Source organism: Flavobacterium salilacus subsp. salilacus (assembly GCF_004634195.1).
In the GTDB taxonomy this organism is placed as follows: domain Bacteria; phylum Bacteroidota; class Bacteroidia; order Flavobacteriales; family Flavobacteriaceae; genus Flavobacterium; species Flavobacterium salilacus.
The window spans coordinates 59,818-82,145 of sequence record NZ_SKBP01000011.1 but is presented as its reverse complement, the minus strand read 5'-3'; the positions used below and the strand labels follow the sequence as shown (position 1 = coordinate 82,145).

18 protein-coding genes are annotated in these 22,328 nt (G+C 37.4%); 11 read left to right on the top strand and 7 right to left on the bottom strand.

What is annotated here, in order from left to right; genetic code table 11:
- The first annotated feature begins 2 nt into the window (after positions 1-2).
- From E0W68_RS12315 to E0W68_RS12295, 5 genes are read left to right on the top strand one after another with little or no spacing between them, the layout of a single operon-like run.
- Positions 3-1,457, top strand: coding sequence for a glycosyltransferase family 2 protein (locus E0W68_RS12315; protein WP_135219742.1), 1,455 nt, complete (start codon positions 3-5; stop codon positions 1,455-1,457).
- The gene (locus E0W68_RS12310) at positions 1,450-4,338 is read left to right on the top strand and encodes a tetratricopeptide repeat protein (RefSeq protein ID WP_135219741.1); all 2,889 of its coding nucleotides are present in this window, start codon (positions 1,450-1,452) and stop codon (positions 4,336-4,338) included. The genes E0W68_RS12315 and E0W68_RS12310 overlap by 8 nt, the downstream gene beginning before the upstream one ends.
- Positions 4,339-4,354: 16 nt before the next feature.
- On the top strand, positions 4,355-6,487 hold the full coding sequence (locus tag E0W68_RS12305; protein ID WP_135219740.1) for a DUF4838 domain-containing protein: 2,133 nt from the start codon (positions 4,355-4,357) through the stop codon (positions 6,485-6,487).
- A gap of 25 nt (positions 6,488-6,512) precedes the next feature.
- Positions 6,513-7,079 carry a DUF1573 domain-containing protein gene (locus tag E0W68_RS12300; protein ID WP_135219739.1) on the top strand — a complete coding sequence of 189 codons (567 nt, stop codon included), beginning with the start codon at positions 6,513-6,515 and terminating at the stop codon, positions 7,077-7,079.
- A 59-nt stretch (positions 7,080-7,138) separates the two neighbouring features.
- On the top strand, positions 7,139-8,911 hold the full coding sequence (locus E0W68_RS12295; RefSeq protein ID WP_135219738.1) for a MutS-related protein: 1,773 nt from the start codon (positions 7,139-7,141) through the stop codon (positions 8,909-8,911).
- A 21-nt stretch (positions 8,912-8,932) separates the two neighbouring features.
- Here E0W68_RS12295 and E0W68_RS12290 read toward each other — a convergent pair whose 3' ends face one another.
- From E0W68_RS12290 to E0W68_RS12265, 6 genes are all read right to left on the bottom strand, one after another.
- On the bottom strand, positions 8,933-9,757 hold the full coding sequence (locus E0W68_RS12290) for a toll/interleukin-1 receptor domain-containing protein (RefSeq protein ID WP_135219737.1): 825 nt from the start codon (positions 9,755-9,757) through the stop codon (positions 8,933-8,935).
- A gap of 131 nt (positions 9,758-9,888) precedes the next feature.
- Complete coding sequence (gene dnaN, locus E0W68_RS12285; protein WP_135219736.1) at positions 9,889-11,007, bottom strand: DNA polymerase III subunit beta; 1,119 nt, start codon at positions 11,005-11,007, stop codon at positions 9,889-9,891.
- A 95-nt stretch (positions 11,008-11,102) separates the two neighbouring features.
- Positions 11,103-12,806: a gliding motility-associated ABC transporter substrate-binding protein GldG gene (gene gldG / locus E0W68_RS12280; RefSeq protein WP_135219735.1), complete on the bottom strand. Its 1,704-nt coding sequence runs from the start codon at positions 12,804-12,806 to the stop codon at positions 11,103-11,105.
- The gene (gldF, locus tag E0W68_RS12275) at positions 12,806-13,531 is read right to left on the bottom strand and encodes a gliding motility-associated ABC transporter permease subunit GldF (protein WP_135219734.1); all 726 of its coding nucleotides are present in this window, start codon (positions 13,529-13,531) and stop codon (positions 12,806-12,808) included. Before gldF ends, gldG begins: the two co-directional genes overlap by 1 nt.
- 90 nt (positions 13,532-13,621) lie before the next feature.
- Positions 13,622-13,918: a putative quinol monooxygenase gene (locus E0W68_RS12270; RefSeq protein ID WP_135219733.1), complete on the bottom strand. Its 297-nt coding sequence runs from the start codon at positions 13,916-13,918 to the stop codon at positions 13,622-13,624.
- 40 nt (positions 13,919-13,958) lie between these two features.
- On the bottom strand, positions 13,959-14,786 hold the full coding sequence (locus E0W68_RS12265) for an SAM hydrolase/SAM-dependent halogenase family protein (RefSeq protein ID WP_135219732.1): 828 nt from the start codon (positions 14,784-14,786) through the stop codon (positions 13,959-13,961).
- A gap of 104 nt (positions 14,787-14,890) precedes the next feature.
- On the opposite strand from E0W68_RS12265, the gene E0W68_RS12260 reads away from it, so the two are divergent.
- The 3 genes from E0W68_RS12260 to E0W68_RS12250 all read left to right on the top strand — a co-directional run bounded on the left by E0W68_RS12260 (position 14,891) and on the right by E0W68_RS12250 (position 17,546).
- Positions 14,891-15,838 (top strand): PhoH family protein, encoded by a 948-nt coding sequence (locus tag E0W68_RS12260; protein ID WP_135219731.1) that lies wholly within the window; start codon positions 14,891-14,893, stop codon positions 15,836-15,838.
- Positions 15,839-15,985: 147 nt separating this feature from the next.
- On the top strand, positions 15,986-16,936 hold the full coding sequence (locus E0W68_RS12255; RefSeq protein ID WP_135219730.1) for a phosphoribosylaminoimidazolesuccinocarboxamide synthase: 951 nt from the start codon (positions 15,986-15,988) through the stop codon (positions 16,934-16,936).
- Between the two features lie 226 nt (positions 16,937-17,162).
- Positions 17,163-17,546: an ankyrin repeat domain-containing protein gene (locus E0W68_RS12250; RefSeq protein WP_135219729.1), complete on the top strand. Its 384-nt coding sequence runs from the start codon at positions 17,163-17,165 to the stop codon at positions 17,544-17,546.
- Between the two features lie 75 nt (positions 17,547-17,621).
- Here the strand turns inward: E0W68_RS12250 and E0W68_RS12245 are convergent, their stop codons facing one another.
- Positions 17,622-18,713 (bottom strand): M42 family metallopeptidase, encoded by a 1,092-nt coding sequence (locus E0W68_RS12245; protein ID WP_135219728.1) that lies wholly within the window; start codon positions 18,711-18,713, stop codon positions 17,622-17,624.
- Between the two features lie 81 nt (positions 18,714-18,794).
- Between E0W68_RS12245 and E0W68_RS12240 the strand changes: the two genes are divergently transcribed.
- The 3 genes from E0W68_RS12240 (at position 18,795) to E0W68_RS12230 (ending at position 22,306) form a co-directional block, all read left to right on the top strand.
- Complete coding sequence (locus E0W68_RS12240) at positions 18,795-19,457, top strand: DUF4294 domain-containing protein (protein ID WP_306786161.1); 663 nt, start codon at positions 18,795-18,797, stop codon at positions 19,455-19,457.
- 97 nt (positions 19,458-19,554) lie between these two features.
- Positions 19,555-19,911, top strand: coding sequence for a hypothetical protein (locus tag E0W68_RS12235; protein ID WP_135219727.1), 357 nt, complete (start codon positions 19,555-19,557; stop codon positions 19,909-19,911).
- A gap of 181 nt (positions 19,912-20,092) precedes the next feature.
- A complete protein-coding gene (locus tag E0W68_RS12230) occupies positions 20,093-22,306 on the top strand; it encodes a DUF7619 domain-containing protein (RefSeq protein WP_135219726.1) in 2,214 nt (737 codons plus the stop codon).
- The last annotated feature ends 22 nt before the right edge of the window (positions 22,307-22,328 follow it).

The window sequence follows — 22,328 nt, the reverse complement described above, 5'->3', positions numbered from 1 at the left end:
CTATGGGATTGACCTATAACTTTTTTGAGTACTTTGTTTTCTTCTACGCCTCATCCATGTTTGTAGTTTACTTGGTACTGGGCATACTTTCTTTTATCAATATTACCCGTTATCGCACCTATAATTCAAGAATAGACGATCAGTTTCTTATAGACTCTCCTTTAACGCCCGGAATATCAGTAGTAGCCCCGGCCTATAACGAAGAAAAAACCATTATAGTAAACGTAAAATCGCTACTTACGTTAAACTATCCTCTTTATGAAGTTATAATTGTAAATGACGGTAGTAAAGACAGCACATTAGAATTGCTCATAGACGAATTTGAGTTGGAAGAAACTCCTTATGCCTATGTAGAGCGTATTAAAACAAAACCATTTAAAAGAATATTTAAATCTGTAAACCCAAAATACAGTAAGCTCACCGTAGTAGATAAGGTTAACGGCGGTACAAAAGCAGATGCTTCTAATGCGGGTATAAATGCCTCGCAGTATTCCTATTTTCTGTGTACCGATGTAGATTGTATATTAGAACGTAACACCATGTTACGAATGATAAAACCTGTACTAAACTCTAAAGTAAAAGTTGTTGCCGTAGGCGCTACACTGCGAATGTCTAACAGTTGCGAAATTAAAGAAGGAGTTATAGAAAGAGTAAAACCGCCTAAAAAGCTTATACCACGATTTCAGGAATTAGAATACCTGCGAGCTTACCTTTTCGGTAAAATGGGGTGGAGCCTTGTAAACTGTGTGCCCAACGTTTCAGGAGGTCTTGGTCTTTTTGATAAGGAAGTAGCTGTAAATGCGGGAGGATATGACGGTGCATCGCATGCTGAAGATATGGATATAATGGTAAAGATGGCCGCCTATATGATTAATAACCATCAAAAATATAAGATAGATTATATACCCGTATCCTGCTGCTGGACAGAAGGACCACCCAACGTGAAAATTTTAGGACGTCAGCGGGTAAGATGGGCAACAGGGCTGGCACAAATATTCTTTGTACACCGTAAAATACTTTTAAACCCAAGATACAAATTGCTGGGAATGGTAACATTTCCGTTTCAGCTGATATATGAGTTTCTTGCACCCGTTATAGAAGCTACAGGAATAATATATTTTATATACCTGGTTTTAAAGGGAGATGTAAACTGGCCTATGGCAGGATACATCTTTTTATATTCCTACTCGCTGGCAATAATGTTTGGCACGCTGGTAATACTATTGGATAATTTTGTGAAAAGGCAATATATGACCTCTCGCGAAACCTTTAAACTATGGCTTGTAGTATTTCTTGAGCCATTTTTATACCACCCGTTACTTATTTACTTTTCTTTAAAAGGTTACTTTAATTTTTATACATCCAGACAGATGGAGTGGGGCACAATGACAAGACAGGGATATGAAAATACGAGTACAACTAAAAATTTAAATACCGAAGAAAGTACAAATGCATAAAAAATCACCCCCCTTAATATTTAAATTTATTTTTGCCTGCCTGCTTTTTATAAGCACAGCAGGCACTGTGTATTCACAGGAAAGTGATTTCCCCAAAACATCCGATGAATATTTTAAGAAAGCCAAACTGGAAGGAAATAAAAACCAAAATTTTAAGCGCGCTGCCGCATATTGCGAGAAGGCGCTGGAACTTGCTCCGCTGGATATGGATATAAAGGAGTATTTGGGTAAATGCTATATGGAAATAGGTGAACTGGAAAAAGCACGCATAACACTACTGGAAGTATTGCAAAAAAGTCCCCGACGTACAGATGCCAGGCATTATCTATTAAATATAGAAACTCAAACCAAGCGGTATTCGAGTGCAGTATGTTATGCCAACGAATTGCTGGAGATAACGCCATACAGCAAAACATTATGGATGCGCAAAATAGGGCTTTATAACCTTATGGACAACAGGGTAGAGGCAAACAGAGAAACCAAACGACTGTACCAAATATTTCCGCAGGATGAGGAAATAAGAACAATGTACAACAATGTACTTAAAGAAGATGCGCTTAAAAATAATAAAGAGGGCGACCTTGCCAGTGCCGTGCAGCAGTACCAGGAAGCCCTGAAAGTAACTAAAAATGATGCGGAGTTATACCTAAACCTTATTAATTTGTACTTAAAACTGGGCAATACTACAGAGGCACTCAATACGGCTGATATGGGTTTGTACCACTTGCCTGATAATACCGATATACTCAATAAAAAAATAGGAATACTACAGGAGCAAAACCGCTACCAGGAGGCCATTGGGTTAGTACAAAAGCAACTGCAAAAAAGACAATCGGCCTATTATAATGAGTTGTTGATATACCTTACCGTAGAAGCTGCGCGATACTACAGAAATTCTGACCCGTATGTACTTTACGGACAACTATATGAGCGAAATAAAGGAAATCAGGAAGCGCACGATTACTTGTTGAATACTGCCTTGAGCAAAGGTTACTATCATGATGCTCAGTTAATATTAACACAAGATTTGAAATCGAATCCGAATTCCAAAGAACTATTATCCAAACAATTGTTTGTATATGAAAACTTAGGAGATACTAACGGCGAAAGGCGTACACTGGAAAAATTATACAGCCTGTATCCTGAAGATTATGATATTGCTGCAAAATATAATGAGCTTACCTACGAAGATGCCAAAATAGCATATAACGATAAAGATTATAACACAGCTTTACCGATATTTATAAGGCTTTCAAATAATCCTGATTATGGTAAATCGGCAAAAAATTATATCTACTCCATTTATGTAGCCAAAAAATCATATACGCAGGCTATGGATCTTATCGAATCAATGATAAGAGAAAATCCGGGCGAACATCAGTATATTTTAAAGAAAATAGACCTCTTGACAGCAATGGAGGATTATGCCAATGCATACGACCTTATATTAGAATACAAAGAACGATATCCTGATGTTTTGGAGTACTCATATATGTTTAAAGACTTTTCCATAGCCTATATAAAATACCTTAACGAGCGAGAGGCCTATGATACCGTTGCACTGGTTGCCGATGCGCTGGTAGCTGACGACCCCTACAATATGTTGGCTTACAATTATGCCATAGGAGCACGCATATCTATGGGTAAGTATGCCGAAGCAATGGAGATGATACAAACCGCACGCAGTAATTTTCCCGAAGATAAAGGATTTCGTTTAAAAGAAGCAGGAGTTTATTCGCAAATGGGCGACCACGAAAAGGCGGTAGCTGCATTGCGCTCATTAATGGAAGATTATCCGTATAATCCTGATATTAAAGGAGCGCTTATAGAGGAAATGTATGTACAGGCAAAAAAACTGGAGCTGGATGACGAACCTTTTCAGGCAAAAGCCATTTATCATGAAATATTACTTATAAAACCTAATGAGGTAGATGCAGCATTAAAACTGGCCAATATATATATAGACAGGCAGGAATATATAGAGGCAACGGTAGTAGTAGATGACTGCCTGGTATTTAACCCCAATAACACTGACCTGTTATATAAAAAAGGAGTTATTTATGAAAAGCAAGGCGATTATAAACGGGCACGCTATTATCAGGGTATGTATGTGCCGCCGCCACATAAATATGAAGAACATTTGGATCATTTAGAGTATCTTGATTCAAAACTACTGAAAAACCAAATAAACATAAGCTACCTGAAAGCCACATCCGATTCTATATTGGTAACCACTTCGATTGCTTCACTCGAGTATCTTCGGTTTGAGAACAGAAACACCTATGTTGCCCGGTTAAATTATGCTGCAAGACCAACGGGGGTAGGCATACAGGGCGAAGCCGACTGGTATCATACCTTTAAAGATAAATCTTCTTTTATAGCTAATGCAGGTATAGCCAATAAATTTTTTCCGGCAATGAAAGTGAGTTTCTCCTATTATGAGCCATTTAAAAAGAATTGGCAAGGAGAAGTTGGCGCACGATATACCCAATTGCTTGATGCTACAAATTTTTATACGGGAATACTGGGAATAGAACGCACTTTTGATAAAGTATGGCTAAATGCAAGAGTATTGTTAATGAGCGATACCGATGATTTTTACAACAGTGTGTTTGCACAAGGCAGGTTCTATATGCGTAACGGCAGGGACTACGCTACAGCTATGGCATCCATAGGTACTGCGCCCGAAGACCAAAAACTGGATTTCCAGATTAATACTTTTACATCCTATGTTAATACTATGGTAGGAGCGGGTTATTTTCACTATTTTAGTCATCGCACCAGTTTTGGAGTGTTGGGTAACTGGTATAATTATCGTGTTACCCCGGAGAGTTATATCAATCAATATAATTTATATTTAACCATACGAACAAAATTTTAATCCTCAGGAAAGGGATATGATAAAAAAGTTAGTAATAGTACTGGTTATACTGGTTAGTTTTGGATGCGACAGTAATTCGCAAACCTATACAGTATATGAAAAAAATGCAGTAGAGCCGGTTATACTTATAAACGATACGGCTTTACGCCCGATTGCCGAAGATCTTTGCGATTTTTTTGAGCAAACTGCGGGTATGCGCCCTGTTATTACAGATAAAATATCGTCTAAAAATGTGCCTGTTATAGCAATAGACATACTAAAAAAGACAGATGATAATAGTGCTTTTACAATTACGCATAAAAAAAATACCATCACAATAAAAGGAATTGATATAGAAGCACTTTACAATGTAAACAGATATTTTTTTGCCAATTATACTGCTGTAAACCAGTTCTCTGTAAAAACGACAGATACAATAACTAAAATTAATATTCCGATTAATCTTGATTATAAACGTACTAACGATTTTGAATATCGTGAACCCTATTTTCCTGATAATTTTAGTAAACAATTTCGCAGATGGAATGCTACCCAAACCCTCGAAGAAGAATGGGCTTTATGGGGGCATAATATAGGCAAAGTAATAAAAGTTACCCCCGCAATGCTTGCCAAAGTTGACGGAGAGGTAAACGAAGAGCAATTATGTTTTTCCAGTCCCGAATTGGAAACCGCGCTCAAACAGTATATCAAAAAGCAGATAAAAGAAAATCAGGAGCAGGATAAGTTTATGATTATGCCCAATGATAATGCTGTAGTATGCCGGTGTGACCGATGTGAGGCAGTGGGTAACACTAAAACTAATGCCAGCCCTGCTGTATTTTCGTTACTCAATAAACTGGCTAAAAGTTTTACAGAGCATCACTTTTTCAGTACGGCATATATTACCACCCAACAACCCCCGAGTTTTAAGTTAGAGCCAAATGCGGGAGTAATGATAAGCACTATGGCTTTCCCGAAAGGAGTTGTTATGGAAACCTCAGATAAAAAAGATGTCGTTAAGACCACTTTTGATAAATGGAAAAATGTTACCGGCAAGATATATTTGTGGGATTATGCAATTAATTTTGATAATTATTTTGAATTTTACCCCACGGTAAGTACAGCGCAGCAAAACCTGCAATTTTATAAGAACTTGGGCGTAACCGGTGTTTTTATGCAGGGGAGCGAAGACCGTTACAGCGCTTTTTCCGATTTGAAATGCTACCTCTATGCTCTTTTATTGCAAGATGTAGAACTGAATATAAATAAAGAAATAGCTTTTTTCTTCAGTAACAAATATCCTGATGCTGTTAGCACATTGCTAACGGACTATTATACCAAAATAGAAAATTTATCGCTAAAATCAGTCAGAACAATGGATATTTACGGAGGTATAAGTGCCTCCAAAAAGAAATATTTAAATGAATCGGGGTTTGAACCTTTTTATGACAGGCTAATTAAAACCACAGACACATTAAATGACGCGGAAACAAAAATGACAGAACCGCTTTTATTGGCATTTACCTTCCAAAAGCTCGAAATATTACGAACTTCGCCCAATTTGGATGACACAGGCTATGCTACCGTAACGAATGACAGTATTGTAAAATTAAAGCCCGAAGTGAATCAGCTTTTGGAAAGGCTGAAAAAACTAAAAGCGACTACCGGTATTGATATATATAACGAATCAGGATATATGTTGAGTGATTATATACATTATTGGGAAAAACAGATAATTGGTAAAACATACAAAAACCGGCTTTTCGGTAAAAAAGTACAAGTATTATCGGAACTGGATGAGGATTATCCTGACAGCAGAATGCTTACGGATGGTGCAGTTGGTTTTAACGATTATTACAATAACTGGCTATTGGTTACAGGCGATACGCTTTCGGTACAAGTTACCGCAGCAGATGTAAAGGGCAGTACAGAAGTAGAAATGAATTTTTTGAATGATAGTAAGCATAAAATATACTTGCCTCAACGTGTAGAAGTAATTATTGATGGCAGGAAGTATGAGGCTGAAATAAAGGAAACAAAATCGGCTATATGCAAAGTTGTTATTCCTGTAATAATAAAGCCGGAAGATAAAAAGATAATAGTTAATGTAGTGAAGCAGCCACAATATGCCAATAAATCGATAGCGTGTGATGAGTTGTATTTTAAATAAAAATTAAATAAGCATACAAATACCCATGAACCAATTTTTAAGCCTTCAATATAAACACCATATTATTGCGGCATTCTGCTGCATGCTTGGTGCTGTGTTACTACAGGGGTGTAAAAGCGATAGGGAAAATGCTTTTCTCGAATTGACTACTATGGAAATAGAAGACCCGGTAAGACACTATTATCCTATTATACAGGGATTGGAACAAAACATTGTAGTAAAAATTACCAATACGGGCGAAAATCCGCTAAAGCTATATAAAGTGCTCCCCTCTTGCGGGTGCACCATTGCCACATTTACCACCCATGCAATTGCACCGGGCAATGACGGCTTTATAGAACTAAAATACAACAGTACAAAAAATATAGGCGATGTAGGTATATATACCACTGTGTTAGCCAATACTAAGGAACGCTCTCACACCATATTTTTTGATATTCATGTAGTGCCCGATGCTTTATATACAAAAGACTATGAGGAGCTTTACCATATAGAACAAGAAAAGAAAGGTGGCTTGCAGGAGATGGTGGAAGGTAAAACCAACGAACGGGGTTATATAGTTGACTCTACCGGGGTGCAAAAGTATAAGTAAACTATACTGCTTCAGGCAGGATGTTTTATGTGTATATTTGTTTCTTTATACTTTTTTGAATGGAATTTTACACCTCACAAAGAAACAGTTATTCAACCGCCCTTACATCTCTTAAAAAACAATATAACACTATAAGTACACTCAGGCTGGCAATAGCTGTTATTGCTATTGCCTTAGGCTATTATGGCTTAAAACAAGGCAATTTTAATACTTATATTGTACCTATACTGGGCTGTGTTGCTGTGTTTGTCTATTTAATGAAAAAGCATGCTGATGTAGCCAACAAAAAACTGAGGGCCGCTACACTTGTTGCAATTAACAAAGATGAAATTACCCATTTAGAACGCAAAGGAAATAACTTTGACAACGGTGCAGAGTATATCGACTTTAAACACTCATACTCGTACGATTTAGATATTTTCGGACAAAATTCGTTGTTTCAACATATAAACCGTACCGAAACTTATAAGGGCAAAGAAAAGCTGGCAAACATGCTGCTTGCTACCTTGCCGATTGATAGTATTTTGCAAAATCAGGAAGCAGTAAAAGAATTAGCCGATAAACCCGAATGGCGACAAGAAGTACAGGCATTAGGGCGTATGAAAAAAGATAGCAACACAACTTACAGCAAGCTGATGGAGTGGTGCAGTGGTACTACCGGAGCAATCAACAAAATTAGTTATCTTTTTGCTGTTATAGCGCCATTGGCACTTGCAGGCTGTTTTATTACCTATATGATAACGGGCGAAAGTTCGTTTTTTAACGGGTGTATTTATATTTTTATATTCAACTTGTTTATGGTTGGAGGTAAAGCGAAACTATTTAAAAATGAGATAAGTAATACTACCGAAACCGACGAAATACTACACCAATACAGCCTTATTATAGCACAAATAGAGCAAACCGAATTTCAGTCGGAAAAGCTTAATGCTTTAAAACAAAAATTATCCTCAGAGGGTAAACCTGCGGGACAGCTTATTAAAAAGCTGGCTACACTGTTCGGGCAAATGGACAGTATTAGTAATGTATTTGCAGCATTGCTTTTTAATGGTTTTTTTCAATATCACATTCATGTTTTCAGAGGATTACAAAACTGGAAAAAACAACATTCATCAGCCATTCCCGTATGGCTCGATGTTATAGCGGAGTTTGAAGCCCTAAACAGTCTTGCTAACCTGTATTATAATAATAAAGACTATACTTTCCCTAAACTCAACACCAACGAAACCATTATATTTAAGGAGTTGGCACATCCGTTATTAAACCCTGCCACACGAGTAGGTAACGATGTAATATTCCAACCACAATTCACGATACTTACAGGCTCTAATATGTCGGGAAAGAGTACTTTCCTGCGCAGTCTGGGCGTTAATATGGTATTAGCAGGCATTGGTGCACCTGTTTGTGCAAAGGAAGCTACAGTACATCCGTTGCCTGTTTTGGTTTCCATGCGATTGTCCGATTCACTGTCCGACAGCGAATCGTATTTCTTTGCCGAAATTAAACGCCTGAAACAAATAATGGATGCGTTACACGAAAAACGTTCGTTTGTATTGCTTGACGAAATATTACGTGGTACAAACTCCGACGATAAGCGTACAGGAACTATAGCCGTAGTTAAAAAAATGATTGCAGGGCAGGCAATAGGTGCAATAGCTACGCATGACGTAGAAGTCTGTAATATTACCGCCGAACACCCCGAACAGCTCATTAACCGATGTTTTGAAGCCAATATAGCAAACAACAACCTCTATTTTGACTATAAACTGCGCGATGGTATTTGTAAAAATAAAAGTGCGACTTTCCTGATGGAAAAAATGGGAGTGATATAGTTATATTCTGATATAAATCATTTATCCTATTTCTGCTAAAAGCTCTGTTTCAAAATTTAATATTAAACCAATACGGATTTTTAAAATCACAGCATTACCATTAATGCTTTTTTGATTAGTTACAAAAATTCTTATTCCTTTATCTATTACAATTACATTGTTTTGTAGATTTTCTGAAACTATATTATTGATTTTATAAAATATATCTCGTTCTATTATGAAATCTAATTCAATTACTGTTTTTCCTTTTTCTTGTTCTTCCTTACATTTTTGGATTGTAGTCAAAAGACTTTGTTTAGGGTATTCTAGAGTGTTAAAAAGTGAAATTAAACTATTACCTAAAGTGTAGCTATTCTGAAAATTAATTATGTTCTGAGCCAATTTTTCAAAATCAGTTTTCAAATTTCCACTTCCACCCACAGCTGTTTGAATACTTTTAAAAGTAAATTCTAAATGAGCTGAGTTTTTTGCCTCAATAGCATTTAGGTGTGTTAAAGGCATCGGTAGTTCACTAGGTGTTATTCCGCTATGGCAAAAAGGTATTATGGGTAGCTCTTGACTGCCATTTCTCTGATTTAAAACATTTCTAATCCAAACAGCTCCTAATTCAAAATTTATCCAATTTCGCTTGACTGATTTGGGACTGATTAAATAAATTCCGACAATGCATTCTATTAGTCCGTCTTCAATTCGTTTTAAAAAATTTGCACCTGCTGGGATTGTTGAGCCATCAGAAGAAACAAATACTTTTACAAATCCGCTGAATTCATCTTCAATTGCTTTTTGTACAAGAACAGCTAAATCTTTTTCTTCATGTATATGTGATAAAAATATCAAATTTTTCATTTTTTGAGTATAAATTTGGTTTATAAGCAAATATAACTTTTTAATCAACCATTTATATAAAAAATAAAAACCCGATGCACCTAAATGTATCGGGTTTTGTGTATAGAAAAGGTTGATTAAATAGCTTTTTATTAACTATTAAGCATAACCGGCATAACCAGCATGGTAACTGTTTCGCCATCATCCAGTCCGTCAACAGGAGTAAGGATACCTGCACGGTTGGGCAGCGACATTTCCAGCATAATCTCATCGCTGTGCAGGTTGTTCAGCATTTCGGTAAGGAAACGTGAGTTAAAACCTATTTGCATATCATCACCCTGATAGTCGCATGTTAAACGCTCTTCTGCTTTGTTTGAATAGTCAATATCCTCAGCAGAAATGTTTAATTCAGTACCTGCAATTTTCAGGCGTATCTGGTGTGTGGTTTTGTTCGAAAATATAGCCACACGACGTACAGAGCTTAAAAACTGTACACGGTTTATTAATAATTTATTCGGGTTTTCTTTGGGTATAACCGCTTCATAGTTAGGATATTTACCATCTATAAGGCGACACGTAAGTATGTAGTTGTCAAAAGAAAAAGTAGCATTCGAGTCGTTATATTCGATTTTTACCTCTGTATCTGATGTGGCAAGAATACCTTTCAGGATGTTAAGCGGCTTTTTCGGCATGATAAAATCAGCTACCTGCGAGGCAGTTACATCAGTACGTGCATATTTTACCAGTTTGTGCGCATCGGTAGCTACAAAAATAAGCCCCTCCGGAGAGAACTGGAAGAACACCCCCGACATTACGGGGCGAAGGTCGTCATTACCCGCTGCAAAAATAGTTTTGCTTACGGCAGTTGCCAATACTTCGGCAGGAACTAAAGTAGCCGAAGGATCCTCAAGTGTTACCGCTTTCGGGAACTCCTCGCCATCAGCATACGCTAAGGCATATTTACCCGAATTTGAGCTTATCTCGATAGTATGATTGTCTTCTACGGTAAAGGTAAGCGGTTGTTCGGGGAACGTTTTTAGTGTTTCCAGTAGCAGTTTGGCAGGTACGGCAACACTTCCCTGACTTTCTGAATCGATTTCCAGCGTAGCCGACATGGTTGTCTCAAGGTCAGAAGCCGAAACGGTAAGCTGGTTATTATCTAATTCAAAAAGGAAATTATCTAAAATAGGGAGCGTGTTACTACTATTGATAACACTGCCCAATACCTGTAATTGCTTTAGTAAATAAGAACTGGATACTATAAATTTCATCTTGCTTGTTTTGTTTTAAGGGTAAAATGATTACATTTTACGTTTCACAAATATATCGTAATCCGATTGAATACTGAAATATTTTTTATTAACACTTACTTAGCATACTTTCTTTTTCTCAGGTAGGTAAACAGCAACCCGAACAGTACTAAAATAAGTATTGGTAACCCGACAGTTATAAACTGTGCTTTGGTATAGTTTTCATACACTTTTTCTTTATCCAGCATCGGCAGTTCCACATCTTTACTGCGGATGTTGATAAGTCCGTTGTCATCCAGCAGATAATTGACACAATTCATTAAGAACTCTTTATTATCATACCTGTTTTTTGTCCATTTGTCATACCCAAGTTCCAAAGGCTGGTAATTTGTATCCAGTTGGTTTTTTATAATATCTCCATCCGATATTATAATCATTTTCCCCTCTTTGCCTGTGGTTTTATAGGCACTGTCTTTAAATGGTACTATCCTGTTTTCGTACATCGAATGGAATTTACCTTCGAGCAGTACCGATACAGGGATGAATCCGAAACCTTGATAATCTTGTGGTGAAGTTTCTTCGGCAACCATACTGAGTTGTACTTCTATAGGCGTGCCAATAGGTTTAGAATATTGCGACGTAGCAAGTAGTACTTTTTTATTGATACCATTTTTCAGTGTGTCTATCGGGTTGGCAAACTCAAACTTAATACCGCCAAGATTTTTCACAATAGGATGATTGGCTCCCTCATATACAGTAGGATCAGGATATACAAAAGGGGAGTATCGCCACAGGTATTGCTGGTATTGTGTACCGCTGCCTTCAGCTCCCGTAGCAAGCTGTATAGGTGTTGCCTGCTCATCTTTAATAATATCAGGATTAAGGCGGAAGCCGTATTTAAAGAACATATCGGCAAGGTTCAAATCACGCGGAAATGCCAGTGTTGCTCCTGTATCATTATACAGGCTGTCCATATCTATCTGTACCGCATCAACCATCCAGAGGGTTTTACCGCCATTTACAATGTATTGATCCAGTACTTCTTTTTCCTCTTCGGTAAAACGTTCCGTAGGCTTGGCAATAATGGCAAGGTCATACGCTTTCAGGTCAGCCATTGTTTTTTGCGGATTAACCGCAACCGAATCGAGTGTAAAAGGCGCAATGTAATAGCTTTCGCGTACCTGCTGTAAAAAGTCGGCCATAAGCAGGTCGTGCAGTTCACCATTACCTTTTATTATCGCAATTTTCTTCTCTTTAGCTTTTGTTACTTTGTTTAGTGCGTCGGCAAAGGCATATTCTAAATGCTGTACCGAGCTTACCACTTTTTCGGCAGTAGTAGCGCCCATTTGGTTTTTCAGCAGTTGTATTTTTGCCCCTCTGTCACCGTAGGAAGCTACAGCCCACGGGAAAACCATTTCCTGTGTTTGTTTGCCCTTATCATCAACGGTTACACTTACAGGAGTAAGCCCGTTTTGGTAAAATTCCTGTATAACCTGTTCGCTGCTGCTTTCGTCTTCCAATGGGTTTACAAACTGGAAAATAATATTCGGGTTGTAGGCATGAAACTCATCCAGTAATTGCCTTGTTTCATCTTGCAGTCGTTTAAACTCACCCGGAAATTCTCCTTCAAGGAATACATCAATGTATAACGGCTCTTCTACACTTTCTATTAATGACAGGGTAGTAGGCGATAGGGTATAACGTTTATCGTGAGTAAGGTCAAATCGTTTAAAGAGATAGCCTCCCGCAAAGTTGAGTATCAGTAATACAATTACTGTAATAATGAGCTGCTTAATGCTGTTTTTCTTTCCTGTTTTCATTACCATTTCAGCGATTTAAGTTTGAACACAGTGAACGATAAAAACAGTATGGCAACAGTAAGGAAATAAATAATATCTCGCGTGTCGAGTACCCCACGGCTCATACTTTTAAAATGAGAATCCATACCTAATGATGATACAAAACCGCTAGAACTACCTGCGTAGGTTGCAATACCTTCGAAACCAAAGTAGAACACAAAGCATAGTAATACTGCTACTATAAAAGCCACAATTTGATTATCGGACAGGGTAGAGGCAAAAATACCGATGGCGGTATAACCTGCTATCAGGAACAACAACCCAAAGTATGACCCCATTGTACTGCCCATATCAATATTACCTTGCGGGCTGCCAAAATCGGAAATGACAAAAACGTAAACAATAGTAGGTATAATAGCCAGGATGATAAGTATGAATGCCCCAAAAAATTTACCGTTTACGATTTCCCAAACGCTGAGAGGCTTGGTAAAAAGTAATTCTATAGTGCCCTGTTTTTTTTCATCCGAAAAACTGCGCATGGTTACGGCAGGGATAAGGAAAATTAATATCCAGGGGGCAAGGGTAAAAAAAGGGCTAAGGTCGGCAAAGCCACTATTCAGTATATTGAAGTCGCCCTCAAATACCCAAAGGAACAACCCATTGAGTAACAGGAATACCGCTATAACAAGGTAACCTATGGGCGAGCCGAAAAATGATTTTATTTCTCTTATTAATAAGGCTTTCATCAATTAGTATTAAGTCTTATATGTTTATAAATTATTTTTTATCTGTCTTTTATTTGTGTCATTCTGACGCAGGAAGAATCTTTTTCTATCTTACTCCAGTGTTACCAGTTTATCTACACTCCAAGCCTGTGGCTTGTCGTTAAACAGTTGTTTGGTAAACGCCCATACTTCATTAAAAAGTTCCGATTTGCGGTAGTTTTCCAAATCACTTTCATTTTCCCAATAACTGTAGGTAAAAAATACCGAAGGGTTATCTTTATCCCTGTACAATTCTAAAAAACGGTTTCCGGGATAGTTTCGTATGTGCTGCTTTACTTCATGGAAGTTATCCAGAAAAGCAGTTACTTTATCTTCGTGAAAACTCATTTTTACAATTCTTACAAACATACTGTTTTTTATTCTTTTATAATTACGGTTAACTTTTCTATTATCTGAAAACAATATTTACCACATCCCTGTACTTTAATCCCAGTAATGAGCGTGCTGTACCAACAGTTGAAGGGTTACTGCGGTATATGGCAATTTCCAAAAAACCGGCTTCGTTAAAAAGGGCAAGTTTTTCGCCCTCATAATCTTTTAGCGAAAAGCGTTCATTTACCGTAAAATCAGAATAACCGTCTTTGATGCCTTTTATAACCTTGTTATTAAAGGTAATTTCATAATCACGTCCACGCCCAACATCTTTAAACAGCCTTTTGGTAATGTTGGTTACACAGTTGCCAAAATGGTCTATATACACTATGTAACCTTTTATAGTCGAGTTGTCGTTACTCACCACAGGTTGCAATTGGTTTATTTTTCTTATTTCGCTTATATCCCTGCCCACTACGTTTAGCAACCCTCCGCGTGCTATATGGGCTGCTACTTTTACAAAAACATCCATTTCGGTAGCCTCTTCGCCAAAGCGGTCGTGTATGGTTATTTCCACAATTTTTTGCGGTACAATTTTTTGTGTCAGTATGCTGAGGATGCCATTGTCCGAACAAATAAAATAATGATCGTTCCATTGCATAGCTATATGCCTGTTTTCTTTAGTATGTTCGGCATCTACACCTATTAGGTGTACCGTGCCTTTAGGAAAATTGGCATAGGCAGCCCCTATGATGTAACTGGCTTCGGGTATGTTAAAAAGGTCAATATCATGAGATATGTCAACAATAATCGCCTCCCTGTATTCAGAGAGTATTTTTCCCTTTAGGGCACCTACAAAATGGTCTTTCAGCCCAAAGTCGGTTGTGAGGGTAATTATTGACATAAAATTGTGCAAAACTTTTATAAAAGTGAGATTAAAATTTCACTAAATTTGAATGCAAAGCTAATAATTATATAGCTATTATTTTTAATTAAAAAACACAGCTTTTGAACGAAAGAATAATCGAACTAACCGACATTGCTCCGAAAGATTTTTGGGGCGCACAGGACTCTCACCTCGAAACAATAAAAAAATACTACCCTAAACTTAAAATCGTTGCCCGAGGTACTACCCTGAAAGCTTTTGGCGAGAAAGAAATACTCGATGAGTTCGAGAAGCGATTTAAAAGGCTGATGTTACATTTTTCACGCTACAACAACATTGATGATAATGTTATAGAGCGCGTTATACAAAGCGACCAGCAGGTAGAGCAAATGAACCCGAGCGATAATATACTGGTGCACGGGCTGGGCGGAAAGCTGATAAAAGCCATGACGCCGAACCAGCAAAAACTGGTTGACCTGATGTATAAAAACGATATGGTTTTTGCCGTTGGTCCTGCCGGAACAGGTAAAACCTATACCGGTGTGGCACTTGCCGTAAAAGCCCTGAAAGAAAAACAGGTAAAACGTATTATACTTACCCGACCTGCGGTCGAGGCAGGGGAAAACTTAGGTTTCCTGCCCGGGGATATGAAGGAAAAGCTGGACCCCTATATGCAGCCCTTATATGATGCGCTTCGCGATATGATTCCGCCCGAAAAACTGGAAGATTACATACTGAAAGGCATTGTACAAATTGCCCCGCTTGCCTTTATGCGCGGGCGCACACTTGACCATGCTTTTGTGATACTCGACGAGGCGCAAAATACTACCCACTCGCAAATGAAGATGTTTCTTACACGTATGGGTAAGAATGCTAAATTTATGATTACGGGCGACCCCGGTCAGGTAGATTTACCACGCCGAACCATATCAGGATTAAAAGAGGCATTGCTGGTGCTGAAAGATATAGACGGTATAGGTATGATATATCTTGATGATAAGGATATAGTGCGCCACAGACTTGTTAAGAAAGTTATTGACGCCTATAAGGCTATCGAGAATAATGATTAACATAAGTCGAAAGTTTATAAAGTTTTAAAGTATAAAGTAGCCATTGGAGGTGTAAACTTTCAATGGTTTTGCTTTTTTATATAAAAATATAATAAGGAAAGAAAGTTTCTTATTTTTGCAGCTTAACTACAATAACACAACAACTGCATGAGCAATACTATAACCGGTACAGATTTTAATTTTCCGGGACAAAAATCGGTTTATCGAGGCAAAGTAAGAGAAGTATATAACATTAACGATGAGCTTTTGGTAATGATAGCTACCGATAGGCTTTCGGCTTTTGATGTTATTATGCCGAAAGGTATCCCCTACAAAGGGCAAATACTCAATCAGATAGCTACTAAGTTTATGCGCCTTACCGAAGATGTAGTTCCCAATTGGCTTATTGATACGCCTGACCCGAATGTGGCTGTGGGCTATGTATGCGAACCCTTTAAAGTAGAGATGGTGATACGCGGTTACCTGGCGGGACACGCTGCACGTGAGTATGCCGAAGGTAAAAGGGTACTATGTGGTGTAGAACTGCCCGAAGGGCTGAAAGAGAATGATAAATTCCCTTCACCTATTATAACGCCAACTACCAAAGCTGATAATGGTGAGCATGATATGGATATATCGCGCGCCGATATAATTACCAAAGGTATTGTTAGCGAAGAAGACTATACTGTACTTGAAAAATATACCCGTGACTTATTCCAGAAAGGAACTGAGATTGCCGCATCGCATGGTTTGATACTGGTAGATACCAAATATGAATTTGGGCGTACTAAAGACGGCAGGATTGTATTGATAGACGAGATACACACACCTGATTCTTCACGCTACTTTTATGCCGAAGGGTATGAGCAACGCCAAAACAGGGGCGAGGCTCAAAAACAGTTGAGTAAAGAGTTTGTAAGGCAATGGCTTATAGCTCATGGCTTTCAGGGGAAAGAGGGGCAGCAAATACCGGATATGGATGATGAGTATATAACAAGTGTATCGGAAAGATACATAGAGCTATATGAAAACATTATCGGTGAAAAATTTTCCAAAGCCGATATATCGGATATTCATAACAGGATAGAAAAAAATGTACTCGCATTTTTAAATAAATAATTTATACACAGTATAATACTTGTAATCGCCCTGCATTCGCGGGGCGATTGTATTTTCCTATGCAGTCATAGTGTTTTTTAGCTGTTAAACATTTGTTAAATGTAATTTTTTGCGTAACGTTATGCAACCTGCTTACGTCTATTATAGCAAACGACCTAATCAATCGTTGACAAGTAAGTGAAATTTAAAATCAATCATAAATCATTCATCATCAAATCATTTAATCATGAAAAAAACGATCATTTATTTAAGCTTAGCTCTTGTAGCTTTTAGTAGTGCAACATTTGCAACCAATGTTAAATCTGTACCAAGTTTTGAATTGGTAGGCGAGTACAACATGACTACCCCACTGGGTATGGCAATTTGTAAAGGCGACCTTGAAACCGTGAAGAAATTTATTGAGTATGGGGCAAATGTAAACGAGAAGTCTAACGGGTTGACACCGTTAATGCTTGCTGCCCGTTATAATCGAGTAGATATTATTAAAGTTTTACTTGAAAACGGAGCCAACATATCATTAGAAGACGAAAGAGGTTTTACGGCATTGAAATATGCCGAACTATCTAATGCTAAAGAGGCTGTTTCAGTACTAAAAGAAGCATCGGCATAAAAGCGCAATTATTAAAAAGCAAAAAGCACCATACTGTATGGTGCTTTTTGCTTTTTAATAATTTTTAGTTGATATCTATTCAAAATAAGAAAATGTAGCTTCATTTTTCATATTAAGCAGTGTTTCATATATCAGTTTTATTACATTTTCAACATCTTCACGATGTACCATTTCTACAGTAGTATGCATATAGCGTAATGGTAATGATATTAACGCCGATGCCACACCGCCGTTACTGTAGGCAAAAGCATCGGTATCCGTACCGGTAACGCGTGATGATGCCAACCTCTGGAATGGTATTTCGTTTTTAGCGGCAGTATCCAGTATCAGTTCACGCAGGTTGTTTTGCACGGCAGGAGCATAGGTAATAACAGGACCTTTACCTATTTTTGTTTCGCCCTCTATACGTTTTTCTATCATTGGGGTTGTAGTGTCGTGGCATACATCGGTTACAATAGCCGCATTGGGGCGTATGGTTTTAGTAATCATTTCTGCACCGCGTAAGCCTACCTCTTCCTGTACAGAGTTGGTTATGTACAGCCCAAACGGAAGTTTCTTTTTGTTTTCATGCAACAGGCGCGCCACTTCGGCAATCATAAATCCGCCAATACGGTTATCTATGGCACGACACACAAATTTATTTTCGTTAAGAATCATAAATTCGTCAGGATAAGTAATAACACAACCTACATGCACACCAAGAGCCTCTACTTCTTCTTTGGTATTGCAACCTAAATCTATAAAAATGTTTTCCAGCTTTGCAGGCTCTTCTTTTTCGCCTCCTTTACGGGTATGTATGGCAGGCCAGCCAAATACGCCTTTTACAATGCCGTTTTTGGTATGGATATTGACACGCTTGGAAGGGGCAATCATGTGGTCAGACCCTCCGTTGCGTATAACATAAATAAGCCCGTTATCAGTAATATAGTTTACATACCAGGAAATTTCGTCAGAATGCCCTTCTATAACTACTTTATAAGGGGCATCGGGGTTTATAATCCCTACGGCACTTCCGTAAGTATCTGTAATAAAAGTATCTACATAGGGTTTTAGATACTCCATCCATATTTTTTGTCCGCCGGATTCATATCCTGTTGGCGAAGGGTTATTTAAATATTTTTCTAAAAAGTTAATTGAATTATCGGTTAGGATAGATTTTGAAGACATATTTTATTGTATTTTTCTGCTAAAATATAAATTTGGCAACAGAGTTATGTATAAATGTATAATTTTGATATAAAATTTTTAATGATGAAAGCACGTTTACTATTCTTTCTTGTATTGGTATGTACTGTAAAAGTACATGCGCAGGAAGTTGTAACCGATACTGTAAAGAATGGCGTTGAGAATGACTCTATAGCTTTTAATTTACAAATGGAAGAAGTTGTTATCTCTAATGTAAAAGATACCATTTCTGCCGAAGAGCGAAAAAAGCTGCTTATACTGAGACGCAGGGTGCTAAAAGTGTATCCTTATGCTAAAATAGCTGCTGACAGGCTCACTTTGCTTAATGCTAATATGGCTAAGCTGAAAACGAGTAAAGAAAAAAAGAAATATTCTAAAATAGTACAAAAGTATCTTGAAGAAGAGTTTGAAGAGCAGTTAAAGAATTTATCTCGGAAAGACGGGCAGATTTTAGTAAAATTGATACACAGACAAACAGGCTATTCTACTTTTGATTTGATAAAAGAACATAAAAGCGGTTGGAAAGCTTTTTGGTCCAGTAAAATGGCACGTGTGTTTGATATAAATTTGAAAAGCACGTACAGCCCCGCTACCGTACCTGAAGATTATCATATAGAAGGCTTTTTGCTAAAAGCGTTTAAAGAGCACAGGCTACAGCGACAAGACCCCGCTTTTACTATAGATTATACCGCTATTACAGAGGCTTGGCGTGAGAAAGAGCGGTAATCATATTTAAGACTTCCTTAATGTAATCTTACCATAGTATTAATGTGTTTTCTGAAATTATATTACACTTTTGCATCATCTAAAATGGTAATAAATAATGGAGTCAATTACAGTAGTATCCCGCTACGATAAAGCTAAAAATGAACTGCAAAATAAAGGACTCGAACTACTACCGCTACTTACCTCCCGCAATATTGATATAAACAAGTATGAGCCTATAGGCGCAGGGTTTTATCATCAATATGAAGATTGTTTTGATGCATCGGTTATATGTATAGACCGAGAAAAATTTATAGCGCGCCAGCCGTATATCGTTAAAATTGTTTTGGAAGATTTTACTGATGAGGAATATAAGCGTTTGCATAAAAATTTTGAAATAATATCAAACTCTGATTATCGTAGTTATTACGACCTCAATATCAATACTGTTTTAATGCAAAGCGATGTTGTGTAATGCATTTATTAATAGTTATATAACACTTTTTATTGCTTTTTTTTACTGAAAAACGTATCTCTAAATTTCTTTATTTATAAGGTTTAAATAAATGTTGTTTTTACAAAATCCGCAAATTATTGGGTAGGGTAATTGCAAATAAATCTGTTTATGAGTTAAATAACCAAATAAATATTAACTTATGAAAAAGAAATTACTTACCCTTTTTGCTTTAGCTTTACTCACGGTAAATGGCTATTCTCAAGCAGAAGCGTTTGATGCTCCCGACATGTACCAGTGTGGTGTTGAAGTTTTTGATTTTACCACCCAAACACCCTACATATTGGGTAATCAAAGTCCTGATAATTTTACCGTAGCCTATTTTCATTCAGAAACTAACGCAATAGCTAACATCAATGTAATTGAAGATCCTACCTTCTATATTACTTTAGAGGGAGAGATACAAGAGATATTTGCCAGAGTAACCAATGATACAGATGAGGCTTATGACATTACCTCTTTTATGATAGGTTATGGCAGCACATGGGTTCCGGAGTTTACTGATGTTACTGTGTGTAACGAATATGTTTTGCAGGATTTACAACAAGGCAATTATTATACAGAACCCGGAGGAACAGGCACGATGCTTATGCCCGGAGATGCAATAACTGCTTCGCAAACTATTTATATTTATTACCAAGCATTACCAGATGAAACAAACTCTACATGTGTTGGCGAAAGCAGTTTCGAAGTAACAGTAATGACAAGTTTTGAGACAGCCTATATTCCTGAACCACTTGTAGTATGTGATGAAGACTTAGATGGCTATGCTGTTTTTGATTTGGCTTTAATTTATGAACAGGCATTGATGGGTATAGGAGATAATCAAATTTATGATATTACTATCCATGAAACGCAAGCAGATGCAGAAATGGGTATAAATGCTATAGGCAACCCTGAGTGGTATAGTTACACCAATGTTACTCAATATCAGCAAACAGTATATATTAGAATTCAACTTGTGGAAGGCGGATGTTTTGATATTTTAGAAGCTCCCATTGTAGCTTCTCCTTGTGTTGAAAGTACATTGTCAGGAACAGTACTATTTGATGCAGAGGGAGATGGTTGTGATGCTAACGACCTTCCTGCTGCGGGACTTACAGTGATATCCAATACTGATGGATATGTTAATTACAGCGCGGTTAATTTAAACGGAGAATATAGTTTTTCTTATGTACCTGCAGGAGAAACTACTGTAACAGTAGCCCCTGATGCTTATGTTCCGTTTACTGCTTCGCCTTCTGAATATAATGTTACTACCCCTGTAGTAGAAACAGATTTGAATTTTTGCCTTGAGGCAGAAGATGTGAATGATGTATTGGTATGGATAATGCCAACATCTGCAGCAATGCCGGGTTTTGAAGCAAGTTATACTTTAATATATGCCAATTATGGTACTCTACCATCCAGCGGTGTTATATCATTAACATTTGATGATTCCAGCATTACCTATAACGCTTCTGCACCTGCCATGCAGCAAAACGGAAATGCTTTATCATTTTCATATAATGATTTACAACCTTTCGCCACAAGCTATGCCTATATTACTTTTACAATAATGCAACCTCCAACAGTAAATATGGGAGATACATTAGAGTTTGAAGCCATTATAGACGCCGAAACAGATGATAATTTTTCCAATAATACGTATGCCCTAAGCCAGCTTGTAACAAACAGTTATGACCCTAACGATATCACAGTGCGTGAAGGAGCATCTATTACTCCGGAGCAAGCCGAAGGTTATTTACATTATACTGTTCGTTTCCAGAATGAAGGTACCGCCAATGCACAAACAGTGCGTATAGAAACACAGCTTGATGCTAATTTGGATTGGGATACCTTTATGCCAATGAATGCCAGCCATACGTATGAAATTATCAGAGATGAGCAAGGCGTCGTAGAGTTTATATTTAATAATATAGACCTTCCTTTTACAGATGCTGACGAGGCGGGTAGCCAAGGCTATATTATGTATAAAATAAAACCTGTTTCAACAATAGAATTGGGCAATTCAATGTCTGCCACAGCAGGTATTTATTTCGACTTTAATGAAGCTGTAATAACCAATACTGCTGTAACAACAGTGGAAGAAGCTACCGCAGGCGGCGAAGAAATTAATGATAATGCATTTGTAATATACCCTAACCCTGCATCAGATAATATAACACTAAGGATGCAAAATATAACCAATACGGGTAAAGTTACCATAACTGATGTGTTAGGCAAAACAGTACTTACCTCAACAATATCCGGTAATGAGTTAAACCTTAATGTTACGACCTTAGATAGCGGAATGTATTTCCTTACGCTTGAAACACAAGGAAAATCAATTACTAAAAAAGTCATGATTAAGTAAATTTGGAAATTGGGTTTAATTG